Here is a 21641-nt window from a genome sequence, read left to right as displayed (position 1 = left end):
GCAGCTCTGTATAGTACGCGATTGCCACGCTATCGCTCGCAATGACATATTTTTCTATTCTGATTCAGACCTGCACCGTTTTCACCAGCTTCCGTACATCAAAACCCTGCTCTGCCGCTTGTACCAATAACTGATTATAAATCTGTTCATCCAACGTTGAACGGCGGCTCAAAATCCATAAGTAATTCCTGTTAGGGTGCCCCACCATAGCATAGCTGTAATCATCGGCCAGGGCTATGATCCAATATTTACCTTTAAACGGCCACTGAAACTGAACTTCCAATTTTGCGTTGCTTGTTCTGTCGGCAACCACAGCACGCCCTTCAACAATCTTTATTTTATTTTCTTTTATACAACGATTTTTAACTATGATGCTGCCGTCTTTGGCTAAACCATAGGCCGCAGAGGTAAAAGTGCATCCTGACTCAAACCATTGCGGGAAAGTTGCAATCTCAAACCAGGAACCGACATATTTTTTCAAATCTACATAAGGAACAGTTTCAAGCGGCTTGCAGCGCGCAGCTTGTAAGGCCAAAGCTGTTAATCCTAATGCTACAGAGGTTGCAATGATCTCTTTCTTCATAAACCAATAACGCCCGTTATGCCCAAAAAGTTTAAAACAAAAGCATATTAACGACAGCCAAGCGCCATATCATTATTTAATTACCTTTGCGCCAAAGCATTATTTTATAACATGCCCGGTAAAACGAAGGTCAGTATTTTAGGCTGCGGCTGGTATGGCAGCGCATTAGGTAAAGCATTAGTTGCCGATGGTATGCAGGTAAAGGGATCAACAACTTCTATTGCAAAAACAGATGATCTGGCGGCACAAGGCATCCAACCCTATATTGTAAATTTCTCGCCGGGCGAGGAAATATATGATGCCGATTTTTTTGATTGTGACGTGTTGTGGATAGCCATTCCACCAAAAAGCCGTAGCGGAGAAGGGGCAGCTTTTATTGAGAAAATTAAAGGTATTATTAATGCTATAAAACAGTTTGCTGTGTCAAACTTGGTGTTTATTAGCTCCACAGGGGTTTATGCCGATAGTAATCAACATGTGAACGAAGAAACCGATCCTCAACCCAATACTGAAGCAGGCAGGGTTTTATTTGAAGCCGAAAACCTTTTCCGTGCTGAAAATAGCTTTAAAACAACCATTATCCGCTTTGCAGGATTGATTGGCCCCGGACGTAATCCCGGCCGTTTTTTTGCGGGCAAAAAGGCCATCCCTAATGGAGATGCCCCTGTAAACTTGATCCATTTGGATGACTGTATCGGTATCAGCAAAGCTATATTGGCCAAGCAGGCCTTTGGCCATCTTTTTAATGGATGCTCACCGGTTCATCCCGCTAAAGCCAATTTTTATACACAAGCGGCCCTTGATTCGGGTTTTGAAAAACCGGAGTTTATTAAAGAGTTGAAGGAATGGAAGATTGTGGAGAGTGTGAATGTTGGGCCGATATTGGGTTATCAATACCAGGTTTTGTTGTAGCATTAAATGCAGGTTCAAGCGTCCACGCTTGAATAACCTCCGAAAGTGAGCGTCCACGCTCACGTACAATAAAATAAGCGTGGACGCTTACCTTCTTAGTTCAAGCGTGGACGCTTGAACTTGCGACGTTTTTTAATACACTGGCACTTTCGCCTGATCCCCCATCAAAAACACCAGCTTCCCGCCGTTCATAATATCCTTGTGGGTAATGTGTTCTTTGGTATAAGGCTTACCATTCAGACTGATGCTTTGCACATATTTATTTTTTCCGGATAAATTCTTTGCTTCAATCACAAAGCTTTTACCGCCAACCAAAGCGATATTTACCTTATCCAATAACGGTGCACCAAAAACATACCGCCCATCGGCAGGGTTAACCGGGTAAAAACCCATCGCCGTAAAAATATACCAGGCCGACATTTGTCCGCAATCATCATTGCCCGACAGGCCATCGGGTTTGTTCACATAAAACTGATCAGCTATCTGCCTCACCAGTTCCTGTGTTTTGGCGGGGTTGCCAGCAAATGTATATAGGTAAGCCACATGATGATTTGGTTCGTTGCCATGAGCGTACTGCCCTATCAACCCAGTAACATCAAGTGTTGAACCTTTGCCAAACACCCTTGAATCCATGGTAAACAATGAATCCAGCTTACCCGAAAACGCCTTCTTGCCACCCATCAATTTAATTAAACCCGGAATATCATGCTGTACCTGCCAGGTATACTGCCAGGCATTACCTTCTGTATAATCGCCGCCTATAGCCAGCTGACCGCTATCCAGGTTGGCAAAGGGCGTCACCCATTCGCCGTTTGATTTGCGACCGCGCATGAGCCGGGTACTTTTATCAAACAGGTTATTATAAAACTGCGAGCGTTTAATGAAATATGAGTAGTCGCTCTGTTTGTTCAGCGCTTTGGCCAGTTGGGCGGCACACCAGTCGTCATAAGCGGCTTCCAAAGTACGGGAAACGGCTTCACGTTTTACCGTGTCTGATGGCAGGTAGCCGTAATGCATGTACAGGCTCCAGTCGTACTTAGGGTTTTTATTTTGTGTGAGCGTATTTTTGATGGCCTCAAAAGCCCTTTGCTTGTCAAATCCCTTGATGCCTTTCAGGGCTGCATCCACAATTACAGGCACAGCATGGTTACCGATCATGGCAAAGCTTTCCTTACCCCACAGCGTCCAGATGGGGAGCATACCGGCCACATCGTTGTGCTGTAACATGCTTTCTACCATCTGTCCGTCCCTGTCAGGGCAAATGATGGTGTATAGCGGATGGGCTGCCCGATAAGTATCCCATAAGGAAAATGTGGAGTAAAATACTTTGTCGACCGAGCGGTGCACCAGGCTATCAGCCCCACGATATTGACCGTCAACATCGGCAATATTATTGGGTTGGATCAGGGCGTGGTACAGGCTGGTATAAAAGGCTATCTTCTCCTTTTCTGTCCCTTCGGCTTTAAGTTTACCGAGGTTGCTTTCCCAGGCGTGGGCGGCTTCAGTTTTTACCTGCTCAAAAGTTTTGTATTGTGTTTCGGCCAGTAGGTTTTTGCGTGCTCCGGCAATGCTTACGCCAGAAATGCCGACCTTAGCTTCAACTACTTCTCCGGGTTTCAGATCGAAATCCAGCACCAGGCGGCGTTTGTTATCCCCATCAATAAAATGGTGACCAGTAAACGGGCGGTTAAATATAGCTGTGAAGTATACCTTTTTATCAACCCACTGGCTTGTAAAAGCATAGCCACTGATGGTTATTTTACTGTCGATGCTGATCTCCCCGTCAGATACATGTTCGGCCAGTTGTTCGGCGCTTTCCACCAGGCCGCTTTGCATATCAACAAGCAGGTGAGCCTTGCCTGCCTTAGTAAAAGTATATCTGTGTAAGCCGGTATGGGCCGAGGCCGTGAGTTGAGCTTTGATATTATTATCGCTCAAAAGCACCTCATAGTAGCCGGGCGATGCTTTTTCCTGTTGATGAGAAAATTTACTTTGAAACTTTTGAGGCTCTTTGCCATGAAATGGGAAGAACAAAACATCGCCCAGGTCAACGCCACCTGTACCGCTCAGATGGGTATGGGCAAAGCCTGTGATCACCGTATCTTCATAACGATAGCCTGAACAATAATTCCAGCCGAAATTGCCGGTTTCCGGGCTGAGCTGTACCATGCCAAAGGGAACCGTAGCCCCCGGAAAAGTGTGGCCTGTGGCAGATGTGCCAATGAACGTGTTTACGTATTTATTATACGACTGGGCATCAGCCTTTACACCCAAAATCAACACAAATAAAATGGCAATCAGCTTTCTCATGATCTGTTACTCTTTATATTCCAGCGTTTTCTTCAACACCACATCTTCGGCCGAACGGGCTATCATCACATCAAATGTACCGGGTTCGGTCACCAGCTTCATTTGGTTGTTCCAGATGGCAAGATCTTCTGACTTTATAGTAAACTTCACTGTTTGGGTTTCGCCGGGTTTAAGGCTGACCTTATCAAAACCTTTGAGCGCCATCGCCGGGGTAGTTACCGAATTTACTTTATTCCCCAGGTACATTTGTACCACTTCTTCACCGGCCATGCCACCGCTATTGGTAACATCTACCGAAACAGTTACCGCCTCGTTTTTACCGAAAGATATTGCCGAAACCTGTATATTACTGTATTTAAACGTAGTATAACTCAAACCATAACCAAAAGGGAACAACACATCGGGCGAAGAAAAAACATAGTCCTGCCCCGGTTTTTCGGGTGAGCCAGGATTATGGTAAAAACCTTTATTGGATGCTACATGATTATAAAAAACCGGGATATGCCCGGTTGACTGCGGGATAGACACTGTGAGCCTACCCGATGGGTTCACCTTCCCAAACAGGATATTGGCAATGGCATTACCTCCCTTTTCGCCGGGGTACCAGGCCTCCACAATGGCCGGAATATTTTCCTTTTCCCAACCGATGCTTTGCGGCCTGCCATGCACCAGCACCAGGATTACCGGCTTACCGGTTTTATAAACAGCTTGTAATAACTCCCGCTGTACACCATCGGGATTAATGTCCGTAACATCATAACCTTCGCCACAGGTAAAAGGGTCTTTCGGTTCGCTTTCGGGTGCGTGGCCATTCCAGCCAACACCCGAGAATACTACACTGGTAGTGCCTAAAACTACCACCACCGCATCGCTGTTCTTTGCTGCTGCAATAGCTTCGGCAAAGCCGCTTTTATCTGAACCCGAAAGGGCGCAGCCTTTGGCGTAATTGATCTTTATTTTGTTACCCGCCAATTGTTTAATGCCATTAAGCACGGTTGTACCCGAGCGACTATCGCGGGTTGAACTGTAATCACCATATTGAACCTGGTTGGCGTTTGGGCCTATTACCGCGAGTGATTTGAGGCTGTTCATATTGAGCGGCAAAAGCTGTTTTTCATTCTTGAGCAGGATGATAGATTCCTCGGCTATTTGTTGCGACAGGGCGATATGATCCGGTGTATGCACCCGTTTTTTTAATGCCGAGGTGTCGGGAAGTCCCTTTTCAAACAAACCTGCTTTAAATTTTATGGTGAGGATGCGGGCAACGGCGCTATCTATTTGTGCTTCTTTTACTTTACCTTCCTTTACAAGGCCGATGAGTTTGCCGTATACATCTGAACTTGGCGCTTCGAGATCAACCCCTGCGCTCAGGCCGATGGGTGCCGCTCCTTCCGCATTTTTAGCAATATGGTGAAAAGTATATAAATGCTTAAGGCCTTCATAATCCGAAAAAACATAGCCCTCAAAACCCCACTCCTGCCTTAAAATGGTTTGCAACAGGAAACGGTTAGCATGTGCAGGGACGCCATCTATTTCATTGTAAGCAGGCATTACCGCATAAATATTTGCTTTTTGCACGGCATCTTTAAAAGGCGGCAAAAACATCGACCTTAACTCGCGTTCCCCTACCGATGCCGGGGCCAGGTTAATACCCGCCACGGGGATGCTATAGGCCGCAAAATGTTTAGCTGTACACATTACTTTATCTTTACCTATGCCGTTTTTTGTTTGTGAAGGCTCGCCCTGCATACCTATCACAAATGAAGTACCCATCTTGCTTACAAGATATGGATCTTCAGCATAACATTCTTCGTTACGGCCATAACGCGGATCGCGGATGAGATCAAACAGCGGTGAAAGCGCCTGGTCAACTCCCGATGAGGATGCTTCATAAGCTATTACCGCGCCCATTTTTTCAATCAGCGCCGGGTTCCAGGTGCTTCCCTGTGCTATAGCCTGTGGAAAAATAGTTGCTCCTGCGGCCAGTTGCCCGTGCAGGCATTCGCCTATTTGTATGGGCGGGATCCCTAAACGCGTTTTTTCTTTAGCATATTTTTTTGCGGCGATGGATAGCGTTGTAATATCGTTGATATTGGTAAAAGGGCTTTCACACACGCCATAAGCAATTGGGTTTTGCATGGAGCCTTTTAAGGAGTTCATGCTCATCTGGCCTACCTTTTCTTCCAGCGTCATGCGGCTCAGCAGGTCTTTTACCCGCTCAGCTATCGGTGCTTTAGGATCTTTATAAACCTGCGCGCCGGCCGTTTTTATTACAAAAGCAAACGCAATGAGTAGGCATAATTTCTTTTGCATAGGTAAGTGGTTTAATAGTTTATTTACTATAAAAACCATGTCATTGCGAGCGTAGCGCGGCAATCTAGTAGCCAATGCATATTCGATCTGCATAACTACGAGATTGCTTCGTCGTACCTCCTCGCAATGACATGGCTTTTTTATCAACATTTCCAACCGATCTTCATCTTTCAAAAACCAATGGAGAAAACGCCTACTCTGTATAGTTCGCGATTGCTTCGTTCCTCGCAATGACGTTGTTTATTTTCAATGCATCAAATAAAATTTCGGATAAAGCTTTTCCCCTCCCACAATTTTCAGTTCAATAAGGGTCTGGTTTTCATTGACTTTATCAGCGATGTAATGCCCCCTCAAGGAATATACGCCCTTTTTCAAGTGCAACAATGCTTTTTGCGGTTCAACATAGGTATTCAACCCCATTTTTATCACCGGCACCTCATCCAAAAACAAAGCCGGACTAACCTCAAAACCTGTAGTTAGCTCATAATCCGCTTCTTTATCAATCTTAATAAAACCTTTAATTTTCACCCAATTAATTAAGCCTTCGCTAACAGGCCTAACAGGCACAATCAGGTTTGTTTCACCCGTTTCTGCTGGCTTTTCATCTTGCAGTTTGGCTATATCACGTTCCCCGGTTTTAAAAACCTCATAGGCCATGCCGGGTTTCAGCTTAGCTACTTTTTCGTGTGCAGGCTTGATACTCACACGCTTGATGCTGGCCGTTTGGCGAATATGCTGATCATTCAGCGTCCAGGTGGTAAATGTTCTTAAGCCGATACTATCTTTTAAAGGTACATTGATATTTACCGGGAAAGGCATAGACGGACTATTATTATCCGGCATTTTACCGTTTAGGGCATAACGTACTTTAGCCCCTTGAAGCGGGTAATTCAGTGTTAATTTAAACCTGCTTTTATTGGTGATGACATTATCAACCCCTTCAATATCAGGCAGACGGGCATTAAAATTCCACAGTTTGAACAAGCCATATTGGTTTTTCATTTTCCAGCCGAAACGTTCAATGTCCTTTTCGTTTTTGGGGCTCCAGGTAAGTTCGGCCACGGCAAGGGCCCGGGGATAAACCATGTATTGCAGGTGCTGCGCGTTAGGCACCTTTTCATTCCAGATATTGCCCTGCGCACCTAAAATGTATTCAGTCTCGGCATTGGTCAGTTCTTTTGATTGCGGCTCGTAATTGTACACCATTTGCCAGGTAACCGGCGGGTTCCAGCCTATGGGTTCCAGGTCTTCATTGGCTTGCGGGGCATCAAAATACATGTATGGTAAAGGTGTCATTACCACGTGATGATGCATTTTGGCGGCTGCTATCCCTCCGGCTTCGCCCTGCCAGCTCATTACTGTTGCAGATTCAGCAAGGCCGCCCTGCAAGATTTCGTCCCAGCCTACCAGTCGCTTATTTTTTGAGAGCAGGAATTTTTCTATTCGTTTAATAAAATAACTCTGAACTTCTTTTTCACTTTTCAAGTGCTCACGTTTCATGAGGGCGACTGCGGTCGGGCTTTTCAGCCAGTCTACCATCTCCGCCTCATCACCACCAATGTGAATGTATTGGTTCGGGAATAGGGCAATCACTTCAGTCAACACATCCTCCATAAATTTGAAGGTATACTCACTTGGGTCGAGCATCCGTACCCGGTGTTTGGCTCCCGTCGAGTCCTGGCAGCCTAACTGAGGATATGCAAAAATTGCAGCCTCGCTATGGCCCGGCATTTCAATTTCGGGCAGGATGGTCACAAACCTGTCCTGCGCGTACTTGATCACATCTCTAATTTCGTCCTTTGTGTAAAAGCCATCGCGGCCGTCATCAATCAGGTTATCCAGCTTACGGAACTCACCGCGTTTGGCATAATAACTGATTTTTGAACCTACTTCGGTAAGGCGGGGATATTTATCAATCTGGATGCGCCAGCCTTCATCGTCGGTTAAATGCCAGTGAAAGGTATTGAGCTTATAGTGCGCCATTACATCAATATACTTTTTCACCTCATCAACAGTAAAAAAATGGCGGCTTACATCCAGGCTCAACCCCCGCCAGCCAAAACGCGGCTGATCGGCAACAGTACATGCACTTATTTTCAATACCGGACTTTTATCTCTCGGCAATAATTGAATCAATGTTTGTACTCCGTAAAACACACCTGCTCCGTTACCGCTGATACTTACCGACGCCGGGGTTACGTGCATGGTATAGGCGCTCTCCGCGTTCGACCAAACATTGTTTAACCTGATAGCTGTATTAGCCGGGATCTTATCAAAAACCTTCACCGTTGTTTGCAGCCCATAATTTTGATTCAGGTAATCCTGCAGATATTTACCTATCGGCTCGGTTTCCTTGTTGACCCCAATAACAGCATTCTTATTCAAAACAAAACTGCCTTTGCCAGCTGTCAAGCTTACCGGTTGCGGGATAATATGAAACTGCGCATTTACTGTTGTTACCGATAAAAACAGCGAGGCGAATAGTACAATATATTTAAAAGATAGTATTTTATTCATTTCAGCAGATGATGAGCAAGGCTATACCTTGATAGTGATATTCTTTTTATAGAGGATCCAAACAGGGATGAAAATGATCAGCACAGTTAAGATAGCACCCGCCAGCGATGCATTTTCGGGCGAAAGATATGGCACAAATGCATTATTGTAAGTAAATGACCATAAATTGGTTTTCCCCACCGGGATTGCCGCTATTACAGCAGGAATAATATCGGCCAAAACATATGCAGCAATGGCGTTACGGCCAAAAGCTAAAAATGGCGGCAGCAATGCCTTATTTCCTCGTATGTCGATAAACCAATAGGAAAGCGCCAGGATATTAATAGCTAATCCTGCAGTAAGCAATACGAATGAGCTTGTCCATAATTGTTTATTGATAGGGAAGAAAGTATTCCAGATCAAGGCAAGCACGATCAATACCAAACCCACACCCATCATTTTAAACAGATCGATACTGGTTTTAAATTTGCCGGTTTTAAGCCAGGTGCCGGTAAATACCCCTAATAAACAAGTGGCAACCGAAGGGATTGTTCCCAGCAAGCCTTCCGGATCCCAGGTTTTAGATGCCCCCCAGAGGTGGTTTTCGGTAAAAACCGATCTGTCTATCCAGGCTCCTAAATTGGTAGCCGGTTCCAGGTTTGGCGTTCCGAATCCGGGAACAGGTACCAGCGTCATTAATAAATAATAACCGATAAGACAGCTTACGGCAATAACTACCTGTGTACGGATGCCGGTTTTAACATACAGCAAGGCAGTTATGCCAAATACGAGCCCGATGCGCTGCAACACACCGGGAAAACGCAGATGCGCGAATTGAAAATCGTTGATCAATGGCAAACAAACACCAAGGGCTATAATGATTAACGTACGTCGTAGGATAGATAATAGCAATTTGTTATGATTGGGCGCCTCCACCTTTTTACTTTGCATGGCGTACACAATGGATACACCCACCATGAATAAGAAGAAAGGAAACACCAGGTCTGTTGGGGTACAGCCGTTCCATTTGGAATGTTCAAGCGGCCAGTAAATATGTCCCCAATCGCCGGGATCATTTACCAGGATCATGGCAGCTACAGTAAATCCCCTGAAAAAATCAAGCGAAAGCAACCTTGGGCGGTTGGCCTTTGTGTTGCCTGTATCTTTAAAGGAACCCTGCTGATTGATTACCGTTGTTGCCATGTGTTATAATGCTCTTAGCTATTTTTTATGCGTTTTTAAGATATATTTAAACTGGTAAATACCCGAGCCTATATCCATTTGCATGTCGCCGCCCACCGGTTTGATATTGGCAATATCTTTATTGGTATTGATATCAATATTACCTTCAGTAACCGGGCCATCAACAGCCGGCAGAGTGATGGTGGCGGTTGTATTTGGCGGCACGATAATATCAAGCGTAAAAATGCCATTATCAATACTCCAGGCCGATTTTACTTTGCCGTAAAGCGTTTCCAGCTCGGCATTGGCATTGGTGAGTTTACCACCCGGATGCGGGAAGATATTTATTTTATGAAAACCCGGAGCAGCCTCATCGGTATTGATGCCTGCGATAACGCGGTACATCCAGTCGCCTATAGCGCCATAAGCATAGTGGTTAAAGGAGTTCATCTCCGGGTCTTCAAAGGTACCGTTGGGTTTTATGCCATCCCAGCGTTCCCATATAGTAGTTGCCCCGTTTTTTACGGGATAAAGCCATGAGGGGTATGACTCCTTCATCAACAGGTCATAGGCGATATCGGTGTGACCGAAACGACTTAACACGTGGCAGATGTAGGGTGTGCCTAAAAAGCCTGTTGTAATGTGCTCGTCATAATCCTCAATATTGTTTACCAGCCTTTTGGCTGCAGATTCGCGCAGGTTTTCGGGCAGCAGGTCAAAGTTCAGTGCAAGTACGTAAGATGTTTGCGTGCCGGAGATCATGCGCCCGTTGGGTGTAACATATTCTGCCAGGAAAGCCTTTTTGATATCGGCCAGCAGATCGGTGTATTTTTTAATATCATCCTGCTTACCCAATATGGTAGCAGCATTGACAACCAGTTGGGTAGAGTAGGCATAAAATGCCTGGGCTATCAGATTTTTATCGGTAAGGGCAGCACCATCGGCATAATCGGTACCGGCGTAAAACAGCCAGTCGCCAAAGTGGTTACCGGTATCCCATAGACCGTTGCGGGTATGTTTAGTAATGTAGCCCACCCAGGCTATCATGCTTGGATATTGATTTTCCAACACCTGCTTATCGCCATAGGCCAGGTAAATGTTCCAGGGAGCAATGGTAGCAACGTCGCTCCAACCCGAAGCCGCTGCCGAAGCACTATCCAGCATATCAGGAATCACATAAGGTACAGCCCCGTTTTTATGCTGATCGGCCGAAAGATCTTTCAGCCATTTGGTAAAAAATCCGGCTACATCCATGTTGAAGGTGGCCGTACGGCAAAAGGCCTGAGCATCCCCCGTCCAGCCCATACGCTCATCACGCTGCGGGCAATCGGTAGGCACATCAATAAAATTACCTTTTTGCCCCCATTGGATATTATGCTGTAACTGGTTAATAAGCGGATTGGAAGTTGAGAACATCCCCGTTTGCGCCATGTCTGAGTAAACGGCATTGGCCACTACATTCGTTGAATCCAGCTGACCGTCATAGCCTTCTACCTTCAGGTACCTGAAACCCTGAAAGGTAAAATGCGGCTCGAAAGTCTCAACGCTGTCCCCCTTGAAAATATAAGTATTTTCCTGTTTGGCAGTACGCAGGTTTTTAGTGTAGAAATTTCCTTTCTGATCCAAAACCTCGGCATGAAAAAGCTTTATGGTATCCCCCGCTTTAGCTTTCAGTTTAAATTGTACCCAGCCAACCAGGTTTTGACCAAAATCAACCACATGTTCACCTGCCGGAGTAGTAAATACTTTTAGGGGCTTAAACATTTCGTGTTTACGCACAGGGGGGCCAAAAGACGCCACTAAATTATCTTTAATGGTATCAATCGTTCGCACCGAATCCCAGTTGAGATCCTTGTATGCAATGGTCGACCAGCCTTTCTTTTCCTTGCGGGCATCGTAAACCTCACCATCAAAAAACGATGATGAGCGGATTGGGCCATAAGCCACCTTCCAGGTTTTGTCGGAATTGATAAGTACACGCTTGCCGTTTGTATATACAACCTCTAACTGAAACAGTAAACCAAGCTTGGTACCATAAACATTTTTTCGGTGATTATAGGTATAGCCACGGTACCAGCCATCGCCAAGGGTTACGCCAATGGCATTATCACCTTTCAGTAAATCGGCAGTTACATCATAAACCTGGTATTGCAGGCGTTTGTTGTAACTTGTCCATCCTGGCGCAAAGTAGTCGCGGCTGATCCTTTTGCCATTAAACTGTGCTTCATATAACCCATGTGCAGTAATGTATAAATGCGCGGCACGCACTTTATGATCAAGTTTAAACGTTTTCCTGAACATGGGGCTCGGGCCACCGGTGGTATCCGACAGGTAATTATCTTCTATCCATTTTGCGCTCCAATCGGTTGGTTTAAGCAAACCCATTTTCCATGAATTAACCATGCTCCAGGGAGTAACCTGCTGCCTGTTATTCCAGATACGTACCTGCCAGTAAACTTTTTGCCGTGAGACAAGCGCAGGGCCGCCATAGTAAACGTGCAACGATTCGCCGGATGCAACTTTGCCCGATGTCCAGAGCAGTTCTTTGCCTTTTAACAGTGAAACAGCATTGCTGCCTACCCGCACTTCATAAGCAACTTGCTGAACGTTTCGGTCGCGGGTAATTAGCTTCCAGCCAAGACGGGGATTGGCCGCATCTATAGAGATCGGGTTTATTTTGTACTCGCAAATCAGATTATCAACCCTGAAAGGCGGCGGAACAGGTGGCGCTTTTTGAGCGTGTACAATGACGGGCAGATACGAAAAAAGCAATATAATGATGCGTGTGCATACCTTTTTACACATACCTTTTTTGGGGTTTAATAGTTTATGCTATTAAATATACTTTAACAGCGATATTGTTTTGATATGCACCTGTAATTTTTATTGAGCAGGCCGAAAAATGATGCGTTCATTGCAATATACAGGTATAAACGTAATATGCCCCGGTAAAAGTTTTAACCGGGACATGTAACATTATCAATGCTCAAGGTTACCCTCGTTAAGAGGATATTGGAAAAGCAAACGAATATTGCTGTAGGCAGCCGAATTAATTTGCCATGAATCATTTTTATAGGCACGTTCGCTGATAGCATGTGCTTTCATTACCTCAGTGGCCTTGCCGGTACGAAGCAAATCAAACCAGCGGTGATTTTCAAAAGCGAGTTCAACCTGGCGCTCATGTGCTATTGCCGCGCGGAACGCATCCTGGCTGGAAACATTTAAATCAGGATTAGCGTTCCCCATTGATTTAGGTTCAAGCCCGGCGCGCTCCCTAACCAGGTTAAGGTATTTGAAAGCATCACCACCGCCTGCAAAGCCTTGCTCATTTAAACATTCGGCAAGCATCAGGTAAACATCGGCATAGCGATAAACAGGGAAATTGTTACCTGTAATCCCCTTAACAGCCCCAATACTTTGATACTTTTTAATAAATGGTAAATCAATGCCGTATTCGTCTGATGTAAAATCAGTTAAGGAGGCGTCCCTTCTTTTATCACCCTCTTCATAAGCATTTACCAGATCTTGCGTAGGGATATTCCAGCCATTTTGAGCGCCGTTAGCTATTTCATAACCGGTAATATCAGTATCATAGTAATCCCAGGGAATGAAAGTATCAACAAAATCACTGCCAAGCCCGTTAGGCCCTTCAATATACTGGATTTCAAATATCGACTCGGGGCCGTTTTCTTTATGAATATCAAAGTTATCGGCATAATCGGCATTCAGGCTATAAGCACCTGACGATATAATTGCACGAAGCAGCGGTATAGCCAGGTCAAATTTCTTTTGGGTCATGTAAACCTCGGCAAGCAGCGTTTCTGCAGCTCCTTTAGTAAGCCGCCCTTTGTCGGTCAGTGCCGAATATCTTAATGGCAATTTAGATACAGCTGCCTGGGCATCCGCAATTATCTGCGTGTAGATATTTGCAGCCGGCACCCGCTTTGCTACTTTAAAAGCATCGCTAACCGACTCTGTTTCGGTAAGTACCAACGGCGCATCGCCATACATACGCACGATGTTAAAATAATTAAATGCCCGAAGAAAATACGCCTGCCCTGCAATGGTGTCTGCCGATGCCGCATCAACTGTACTTGCAGGGAGCCTTGCCAGTATGATATCGCACCGCTGAATATCGGCATAGGAGGTGTTAAAATACGAATCAACAATATCGTTATTGTTTAATTCCCTAAACTCATCAATCTCCTCCTTATCGGTTCCGGAGCGGTCATATGGATCATATTCATATGAAGTATTATCAGAGCGCATTTCGCCCATGGCCCAAAACGAACCGCTATACAAGCCCTGCAACGGCGCATAGGCCCCGTTGATGGCCTGTTGAAACTGAGCTTTTGTATGATAAAAGTTTTCTTTTGTTTGCTGATCTGTTGGTTGAAGCGATAGGTAATCTTTTTTACAACCAGTCATTCCTATTGTTGCAGCAATAAAAAAAATGTATATGTTTTTTTTCATGTTTTCAGTAGTTAAAGTTTTTCGTGTTACTTACTCTTTAGCATTTAAAAAGTCACATTACATCCAATGGTGTAAATGGCAGATACCGGGTATCCTGTAAAATTGACATTGGGCGACAATGAGCGGTTGCCGTCCTGCCCTTCGATAGCCACCTCGGGATTGCCTCCCTTATAACCGGTTATTAGTATGGCATTTTGCGCACTAAAGTAAACTCTGAAGTTTTTGCTGAACTTGGTTTTGAAATTATATCCCAGATCAATATTTTTCACCATCAGGTATGAGTTGCTTTCAACCCAGTACGATGGATAATAATCACGCGCAAGGTTTGTATTTGATACTGTTGTTGGCAATATACCCGCGCCCGGCTGCGAAGCCGAACGCCAGCGCTGCATTACCGATTGTTCAACGTTAAACACCCCATCTAAATTGGTAGTATACTGTTTGTACATATCAAACACATGTCCGCCAACCGAGCCAGCTGATATGATATTCATATCAAAGCTTTTATAGGAAAAATGATTATTAAAACCAAAGGTAAATTTAGGCCATGGGTTACCGACAGGTACCTGATCGCTACCATCAATTACACCATCGTTATTAACATCTTTATACCTGATATTACCAGGCTGTTCGCCATCAAAATGCGGGTATTTATCAAGCTCGGCCTGATTTTGGAAGATACCTTCGAAAATATAACCGTAAAACTGGCCAAGTGGCAAGCCTGCTTTTGTAATACTTGTAGGGTTATCATTAATTGGCGCATCATAAATATGATCAGTTGAACCCAGGCTTAAAACCATGTTACGGTTAAATGACAGGTTAAAATCTGTGCTCCAGTTAAAGCCGCTGCCAACAATATTTTTAGTTGTAACAGTAAACTCCCACCCGCGGTTACGCACATTACCAACGTTGGATAACGCTCCGGAATAGCCTGATGCCGGTGGAATACCGATATATTGCAGCATTCGCTGGGTATAACGGTTATAGTACTCGGCAATGATATATATACGGCCCTTTAGCAATGATAGATCCATACCAATATCAAGTTGCCTTGTGGTTTCCCAGCCAAGTTCCTGATTTCCGGGATCGGTAACAGCCGCTCCGGGTACCAAAACACCTCCGAAAGTATAATTTTCAGGGGTTACAGGCGGAATTGACTCGTAATTACCCACTGCATTATTGCCAGCATGCCCCCAGCTGCCGGTAAATTTAAGCTGATCTATAAAACCTGTTTTAGGGAAAAACGATTCGTCAGAGATACGCCAGCCAGCAGATACTGACGGGAAAGTACCCCATTGATGACCCGGCGCAAAGCGTGAAGAACCATCCCGGCGGATTGAAGCACCCAAAAGATATTTATCTTTATACGCGTAGTTAACCCTTGCAATTACCGATTGCAGCCGCCACACTGCATCACCTGCATCTGCAGTAACAATGGTGGCGTGGTTCATTGATTGTATAACATCATCAGGAAAACCTGTACCATAAGCAAAACGATAATGAGACTCTTCCTGCTGCACCGAATAATCGGCCAACACAGTAAGGGTGTGATCATTCCAGGTATGCTTATAGGTTATTGAGTTTTCGTTTAACCAGTTAAGGGAATTTGAAGAGCTGAAGTTTCCGGTTGCTTTAACCTGCGTTCCATCACGGTTAGGCTGGTTAAAAGCACCAAGAAATGAAGGGCGAAAATAATCACCACTGTTGTTTTGATAATCAATACCGAAGGTTGATTTAATATCAAGGCCTTTTATAACCTCCCAATTAACATAAGTATTTGCCAGTGTGCGGAAATTTTTATACTTGTTGGTTGTATTCACAAGCGCACTTACAGGGTTATTATTTTGAAAGGTTCCCGGCGAGCCGATCACATTTGTATATGACCCATCAGGTTGCTTTACCGGCACCAGCGGGCTTTCAAGGTAAGCCTGACTTAGCGCAGCGGTAAGAAAATGCCCATCCGTTTGCTGAAGGTTACGAAGGCTGTAAGTTGGCGCAACACTGAGGCCCGCAGTAACATTTTTTGTAATGTCGGCATCCATATTGGCTTTGATAGAGTATCTTCTAAATCCAGTATTGATAACCGTACCACGCTGGTCAAAAACCCCTAAAGAAAATAAAGACCTTACCTTGTCGGTACCATTAGCTACGGTTACATCGTAATTTTGCATAGGTGCATTACGGGTTACCGCATCAAACCAGTTGGTTCCGGCACCGTATTTAGCCGGGTTTTGATACTCTGCAGGTATCGGGTTATTTGTTCCGTTAACAGCATTGGCGTCCTGGATAGCCTCCTTGCGCCATTGTGCAAATTCTGTAGCAGTCATCATTTTGAGCTTGCTCTGCGGCAAAATGGTTTGTACACCTGTTGATGTATTTACGGTTACCGAAGATTCGCCTTTTTTAGCTCGTTTTGTAGTAACAAGGATTACACCATTTGAACCACGGGACCCATAAATAGCTGTAGAGGCGGCATCCTTTAAAACGCTTATGCTTTCTATATCATCCGGATTGATCGTGCTTAACGGATTTTGATACTGGTCAAAGCCCGGCGAAATCGGGAAACCATCAATCACATACAGCGGATCATCCCCTGCACCTACCGAACCAGCACCACGTATATTAACAGATACGCCGCCACCAGGGGTACCGGTTACCTGGTTCACTGTAACACCAGCCAACTGGCCCGCCAGTTTCAAATCAAGACTTGCCGTCTTGATCTCTTTAACGTTATTCATTTTAACGGATCCAACTGCCCCAGTTACATCCTTCCGTTCCTGGTTACCGTAGCCCACAACCACAACCTCTTTTAATTCCTTGTTATCCTCCTGAAGAACAACGTTTATGGAGATGCGTTTATTCACCGGTTCTTCTTTGGTTTGAAAACCGATGAAAGTAAACACCAATACCCCGTTGTCCTCGGCACTAAGCGTATACTTACCGTCTACTCCTGTTATAGCGCCAACATTAGTACCTTTTACTTTAACATTAACACCCGGAAGCGGTTGGTTTTTATCATCTACAACAGTACCCGTAATGGTAATAGGTACCTGCGTGGCGCTTGCGGCGGCATCTTTCTTATTTACGATGATATTCTTATCGTCAATAACAAAAGTTAATGGCTCATCCTTAAAACACTGCAGCAGTGCTTCCTGTAATGTGGCGTTAGTTAATGACAGACTAACCGGTTTGATTTTTGAAATATCCTTATACCTGTAGAAAAAATAATAACCGCTTTGCTTTTCAATTGCTTTAAAAGCCTTATCAAGCGTTATAGATCTCTCGTTCAGCGTTATAGATTGTGAAAAGCTTTTAGCACTTAGCTGCAGGCAGCCGATAGTTAGTAATAAGACGGTTAATCTCATCGTCAAAAACAGTTTTGAATGTGTACCAAAGGCACTAAATACTTTACCAGTAAAGTTTAAATGCATAACTTCGTGATGTTTGGGTTAAAAAAATCTGTTATTGAAAACTCAGGAAAGCTTGATCCAATTCATTATGCCGGAAGCGTTGCAGCGCTTCCGGCTTTTCTTTCATTTGGATAAGGAAACTTAGGTTGGAATATTTTGAGGAATTATAGTCAGTTTTTCTCCATAGGTTGATGTTTAGCAGTTAAAAATCAGTTGCCGTTATTTTAAGGGGTAACAATTATCTTTTTGTTCTCAATCCTAAAACGCACATGGCTTAATTCAAGGATATGTAACACCTGTGATAGTTTTACATCCCTCCTGATCTTACCTACAAACTCATCATCAGGTATTTTACCTTCGTACATAACTTCGGTACCATACCACCTCGAAAGCTGCTTCATAATATCTTGTATGTTTGCCCGCTCAAAGTCAAAGAAGCCGTTTTTCCAGGCTACCGCTTCGTCGGTATCAACATCAATAATTTTAATGCCTTTATCATTTATAACACCCTGCTGACCAGGCTTTAACATATCACTTACATTACCCTGTGTTAACCGAACAAGGCCTTCAAGCAGGGTAGTTTTAACAGCGGCCTCATCATTGTAGGCCATGATATTAAAATGCGTACCCAGTACTGTCACATTAATATCCTTAACTTTTACATTAAAAGGTTTTGCCTTATTCCTGGCTATTTCAAAATAACCTTCGCCGGTAAGGTCAACGGTACGTTCGTTACCGGTAAATACTGTAGGGAATTTCAAAGATGACGCAGAATTAAGCCATACTTTTGAACCATCAGCAAGCACAACCTGGTACTGTCCTCCACGTGGGGTACTGATAGTATTATAGGCAACAGGACCATTTTGCTGATCTTTGTCGGCAGAGTAAACTACTTGTCCATCTTTGGTTTTATTAACACTGATATTACCCGTCTGGTTCAGCAAGCCGATCCTGGCAGAGTCCAATATCAGTTTAGAGCCGTTGGCAAGTGTCAAAACCGCCCTGTTATCACCAGGATCAACGTCATGTTTTACAACGGCTTTGTTTTGGGCGGCTAATTGTTGCTGTTCGTGTTTGTGATACCAATGATAAACAGCGGTACCCGATACGGCCAGTAGTATAGCTGCTGCAGCAACATTTCTGAAAAAATGCAGACTTACAACTTTAGGGCTTTTGTTAAGCACCGGTTGGGCTATCGCCTGCCTGATGTTATTTAACATCCGGCCTTCCAGTTCCTGCCTAACCCCAATAACCTTTTCGTCCCATTCGTCGGTATCCCCCTGAAAGCTTTCAAAAAAATTCAACAGCTGTTCCTTCTCCGCGGCAGTTGTTTGCCCGGCCAGGTATTTTTCTATCAACTGTAAAAATTCTTGTTTTTGCACAACAGTGGTTTTGTGAGGGAGAGTAAAAAAACAGGGGTATCCCCTACTCCGAAATGAAAAAAAATTAAAATAATTTTAGCGGGATATTTAAAAAGTAAAATACAAACTGATTACCAGACACTTAACAGTAATCTATTAAAATAAAATCGGTGTTATTTATCTAAGAAAAACATCAAAGCTTCTACAATAAAAGCGGCTCCCAACGAACCGCGCAATTCGCGAAGGGCTTTGGTTAAATGGTTCTCAACGGTCTTGGTAGAGATATTTAGCTGCAGCGCAATTTCCTTATGACTAAGGCATTCTTCGCGGCTCAGCTTGTAAACTTCCCGGCATTTATCGGGCAGAGTATCAATTACCTGGCTTATTTGCAATAAGAGTTCTTTGTGTTCGATGCTGTTATGTGTAGCCGGGGTATGCAGGCGTTCTATCAAATCATCAAAAATCTCGCTTCTCACGAGGGTGCCGGTCCTGATTTGCCTGTAAACGCCGTAGCGTACCGAAGCATATAAGTAAGCTTTCAGCGATACACTGATCTCCACTTCGGCACGGCAATCCCAAAGCTTAATAAAAAGCTCCTGGATAATGTCTTCACAGGCCTGCCTGTCTTTCAAAATATTATAGGCAGCCTTAAAGAGCGAAGCCCAGTATCGTCTGTAGATCATGGTAAGCGCCGTTTCATCATCAGCCTTTAAGCGGCTAATGAGCACCGTATCGCTCATCACAATTTTATCAGACATAGTCTACCAATTAAGTTATCAGAAAAACAAAGGCTAAAATTACTTAAATATTAACTTATTATATTTAAAAAGTAAAAATAAGCTTACTTGCTAATTATGAAACATTTAGCAACAATTTCAAAGTGTTAAATATTAATAAAAAATAAGCAAAAAACCGTCGGTAACTGCACACAATACCTCATTTATCACACCGCCGGTTAATACCGAAAACAAAAAAGAGCTACCCCTCCGGGCAGCTCTCCACTCTTAAAACACTCAACTTTGAAAACAATCAATTCTTCAATATCTCATTTGCCAATACTATTTCTTCGTGCGAGATAGTATGCTGGCGGCCTTTATATATTTTGAGGGTAACATCAGCATTCAATGCTTTTAATACATCAACGCTGTCGTTAACCCTGCTCACGGGTACGTGTGGGTCGGGGTCGCCGGTGGTGATCAATAGCGGGGTGTTATTAAAATCACCCTCATAGTTTTCTTTAACCAACTGCTCGCCTATCAACCCGCCGGTAAAAGCTATAATGCCCCCGTATTTGCCGGCATTGCGACCGGTAAATTCAAGTGTTAAACACGCCCCCTGAGAAAACCCGAGGAAATAGATATTTTCCTGTGCTATTCCTTTTTGTTTAATATCCTCAACCAGTTCGCCAATTACTTCAAGTGCCGAATCAAGGGCTGGTTGATTGTTTTGCACCGGCGCCATGAAGCTGTATGGATACCAGCTATGCTCATTAGCCTGCGGCGCGAAGATGGCATATTCATCCAACTCAAGATGATCTTTAAGCGATACTATACTGCTTGCCGATGCTCCGCGGCCATGCAGCATAATAATAGCTTTTTTAGCCTGTTCGGCGGGAACTCCCGCCGAAACAACCTGTTTAGTGTGCCTGTACATCTATCTGATTAAACTAATGATGGTAATGTTTTTTCTAACTCGCCCCGCAGGTTTTCGTACTGTGTAGGTAATTTTAAGCCGGTGCCTAATAACTCGGCGGGTTCATCAACTGCAAAGCCCGGGTTATCGGTTGCTATTTCAAACAAAACACCACCCGGTTCGCGGAAGTATAATGAGTAGAAATAGTTCCTGTCTATTTTATCGGTGATATGCAAACCAAGGCTGGCTATTTTTTCGCGATATTCCATCAACACTTTTTCGTTAGGTACACGGAATGCAACGTGATGAACAGAACCACCTGCTACATGACCGGCAACTTCTCCCGGAACCTCAACCAGGTCAACTATGGCGGCATTTTCAACTGCATCGGTGATAAACCTGTAGCGGTTAACATGCTGCTCCAGCAAGCGGTAGCCTAAAACACCGGTTAATATTTTGGCAGTAGCCTCAATTTTGTTTGATGTAATGGTAATACTGTGAAAACCTTTGGTAGCATTGGCAGCAGTTACTTCGGTCGTTTCCCACGGTGTGCGGTTATCGGCAGTTTTTGGCACGATAAGCTCAAACTTTAAACCATCAGGATCCAGGAAAGTAAGATACTGTTCGCCAAATTTTTCGGCCGGTTTGTTGTAGATCACGTTGTTGTCTTCAAACCTTTTCAACCAAAAATCAAGACTGCCTTCTGGTACCGAATAACCAATCTCAGTTACCTGGCGCGCGCCGCGCCTGCCGGCTGTTATACCTTCCCACGGGAAGAAAGTAAGGATAGAGCCGGGAGTACCGTTACCATCGCCATAATATAAGTGATATGTACCTGGGTCATCAAAATTTACAGTCTTTTTAACCAACCTTAAGCCCAATACACGGGTATAAAAATCATAGTTCTTTTTAGCATTGCCAGCAATTGCAGTGATGTGGTGAATGCCGTTTATAGTGTTTTCCATTGTT

At 44.2% G+C, this 21641-nt stretch carries 13 protein-coding genes; 1 reads left to right on the top strand and 12 read right to left on the bottom strand.

What is annotated here, in order from left to right:
* Window positions 1-64: 64 nt before the first annotated feature.
* Window positions 65-583: a lipocalin family protein gene (locus tag BMX50_RS33380; protein WP_091222349.1), complete on the bottom strand. Its 519-nt coding sequence runs from the start codon at window positions 581-583 to the stop codon at window positions 65-67.
* Window positions 584-694: 111 nt separating this feature from the next.
* Here BMX50_RS33380 and BMX50_RS33375 point away from each other — a divergent pair, with 111 nt between their 5' ends.
* Window positions 695-1495: an SDR family oxidoreductase gene (locus BMX50_RS33375; RefSeq protein ID WP_091222345.1), complete on the top strand. Its 801-nt coding sequence runs from the start codon at window positions 695-697 to the stop codon at window positions 1493-1495.
* Between the two features lie 132 nt (window positions 1496-1627).
* Here the strand turns inward: BMX50_RS33375 and BMX50_RS33370 are convergent, their stop codons facing one another.
* The 11 genes from BMX50_RS33370 to BMX50_RS33320 all read right to left on the bottom strand — a co-directional run bounded on the left by BMX50_RS33370 (window position 1628) and on the right by BMX50_RS33320 (window position 21637).
* Entirely contained in the window at window positions 1628-3805 is a 2178-nt protein-coding gene (locus BMX50_RS33370; protein ID WP_091222341.1) for a GH92 family glycosyl hydrolase, read from the bottom strand.
* Between the two features lie 6 nt (window positions 3806-3811).
* Window positions 3812-6118, bottom strand: coding sequence for a glycoside hydrolase family 3 N-terminal domain-containing protein (locus BMX50_RS33365; RefSeq protein ID WP_167668174.1), 2307 nt, complete (start codon window positions 6116-6118; stop codon window positions 3812-3814).
* Between the two features lie 246 nt (window positions 6119-6364).
* A complete protein-coding gene (locus tag BMX50_RS33360; protein WP_091222330.1) occupies window positions 6365-8635 on the bottom strand; it encodes a beta-N-acetylhexosaminidase in 2271 nt (756 codons plus the stop codon).
* Window positions 8636-8656: 21 nt separating this feature from the next.
* The gene (locus BMX50_RS33355; protein ID WP_091222325.1) at window positions 8657-9817 is read right to left on the bottom strand and encodes an acyltransferase family protein; all 1161 of its coding nucleotides are present in this window, start codon (window positions 9815-9817) and stop codon (window positions 8657-8659) included.
* Window positions 9818-9835: 18 nt separating this feature from the next.
* A complete protein-coding gene (locus BMX50_RS33350) occupies window positions 9836-12601 on the bottom strand; it encodes an alpha-L-rhamnosidase (RefSeq protein WP_091222321.1) in 2766 nt (921 codons plus the stop codon).
* 174 nt (window positions 12602-12775) lie between these two features.
* The gene (locus BMX50_RS33345; protein WP_091222317.1) at window positions 12776-14269 is read right to left on the bottom strand and encodes a RagB/SusD family nutrient uptake outer membrane protein; all 1494 of its coding nucleotides are present in this window, start codon (window positions 14267-14269) and stop codon (window positions 12776-12778) included.
* A gap of 44 nt (window positions 14270-14313) precedes the next feature.
* On the bottom strand, window positions 14314-17634 hold the full coding sequence (locus tag BMX50_RS33340; protein WP_167668173.1) for a TonB-dependent receptor: 3321 nt from the start codon (window positions 17632-17634) through the stop codon (window positions 14314-14316).
* A 269-nt stretch (window positions 17635-17903) separates the two neighbouring features.
* Window positions 17904-19061, bottom strand: a complete 1158-nt coding sequence (locus tag BMX50_RS33335) for a FecR family protein (protein WP_091222308.1) — start codon at window positions 19059-19061, stop codon at window positions 17904-17906.
* A 152-nt stretch (window positions 19062-19213) separates the two neighbouring features.
* Complete coding sequence (locus tag BMX50_RS33330; RefSeq protein ID WP_091222304.1) at window positions 19214-19798, bottom strand: RNA polymerase sigma-70 factor; 585 nt, start codon at window positions 19796-19798, stop codon at window positions 19214-19216.
* A gap of 271 nt (window positions 19799-20069) precedes the next feature.
* Entirely contained in the window at window positions 20070-20693 is a 624-nt protein-coding gene (locus tag BMX50_RS33325; RefSeq protein WP_091222300.1) for an alpha/beta hydrolase, read from the bottom strand.
* Between the two features lie 8 nt (window positions 20694-20701).
* Entirely contained in the window at window positions 20702-21637 is a 936-nt protein-coding gene (locus tag BMX50_RS33320) for a ring-cleaving dioxygenase (protein WP_091222295.1), read from the bottom strand.
* Window positions 21638-21641 lie beyond the last annotated feature (4 nt).

Source organism: Mucilaginibacter gossypiicola (assembly GCF_900110105.1).
Classification (GTDB): domain Bacteria; phylum Bacteroidota; class Bacteroidia; order Sphingobacteriales; family Sphingobacteriaceae; genus Mucilaginibacter; species Mucilaginibacter gossypiicola.
The sequence above is the reverse complement of the archived record's forward strand: the minus strand, read 5'-3'. Positions and strand labels throughout refer to the sequence as shown.

Bases quoted from the DNA above. Each gene is read 5' to 3' on its own strand.
- BMX50_RS33380 (WP_091222349.1), bottom strand. From the start codon at position 583: ATGAAGAAAGAGATCATTGCAACCTCTGTAGCATTAGGATTAACAGCT.
- BMX50_RS33375 (WP_091222345.1), top strand. From the start codon at position 695: ATGCCCGGTAAAACGAAGGTCAGTATTTTAGGCTGCGGCTGGTATGGC.
- BMX50_RS33370 (WP_091222341.1), bottom strand. From the start codon at position 3,805: ATGAGAAAGCTGATTGCCATTTTATTTGTGTTGATTTTGGGTGTAAAG.
- BMX50_RS33365 (WP_167668174.1), bottom strand. From the start codon at position 6,118: ATGCAAAAGAAATTATGCCTACTCATTGCGTTTGCTTTTGTAATAAAA.
- BMX50_RS33360 (WP_091222330.1), bottom strand. From the start codon at position 8,635: ATGAATAAAATACTATCTTTTAAATATATTGTACTATTCGCCTCGCTG.
- BMX50_RS33355 (WP_091222325.1), bottom strand. From the start codon at position 9,817: ATGGCAACAACGGTAATCAATCAGCAGGGTTCCTTTAAAGATACAGGC.
- BMX50_RS33350 (WP_091222321.1), bottom strand. From the start codon at position 12,601: ATGTGTAAAAAGGTATGCACACGCATCATTATATTGCTTTTTTCGTAT.
- BMX50_RS33345 (WP_091222317.1), bottom strand. From the start codon at position 14,269: ATGAAAAAAAACATATACATTTTTTTTATTGCTGCAACAATAGGAATG.
- BMX50_RS33340 (WP_167668173.1), bottom strand. From the start codon at position 17,634: ATGAGATTAACCGTCTTATTACTAACTATCGGCTGCCTGCAGCTAAGT.
- BMX50_RS33330 (WP_091222304.1), bottom strand. From the start codon at position 19,798: ATGTCTGATAAAATTGTGATGAGCGATACGGTGCTCATTAGCCGCTTA.
- BMX50_RS33325 (WP_091222300.1), bottom strand. From the start codon at position 20,693: ATGTACAGGCACACTAAACAGGTTGTTTCGGCGGGAGTTCCCGCCGAA.
- BMX50_RS33320 (WP_091222295.1), bottom strand. From the start codon at position 21,637: ATGGAAAACACTATAAACGGCATTCACCACATCACTGCAATTGCTGGC.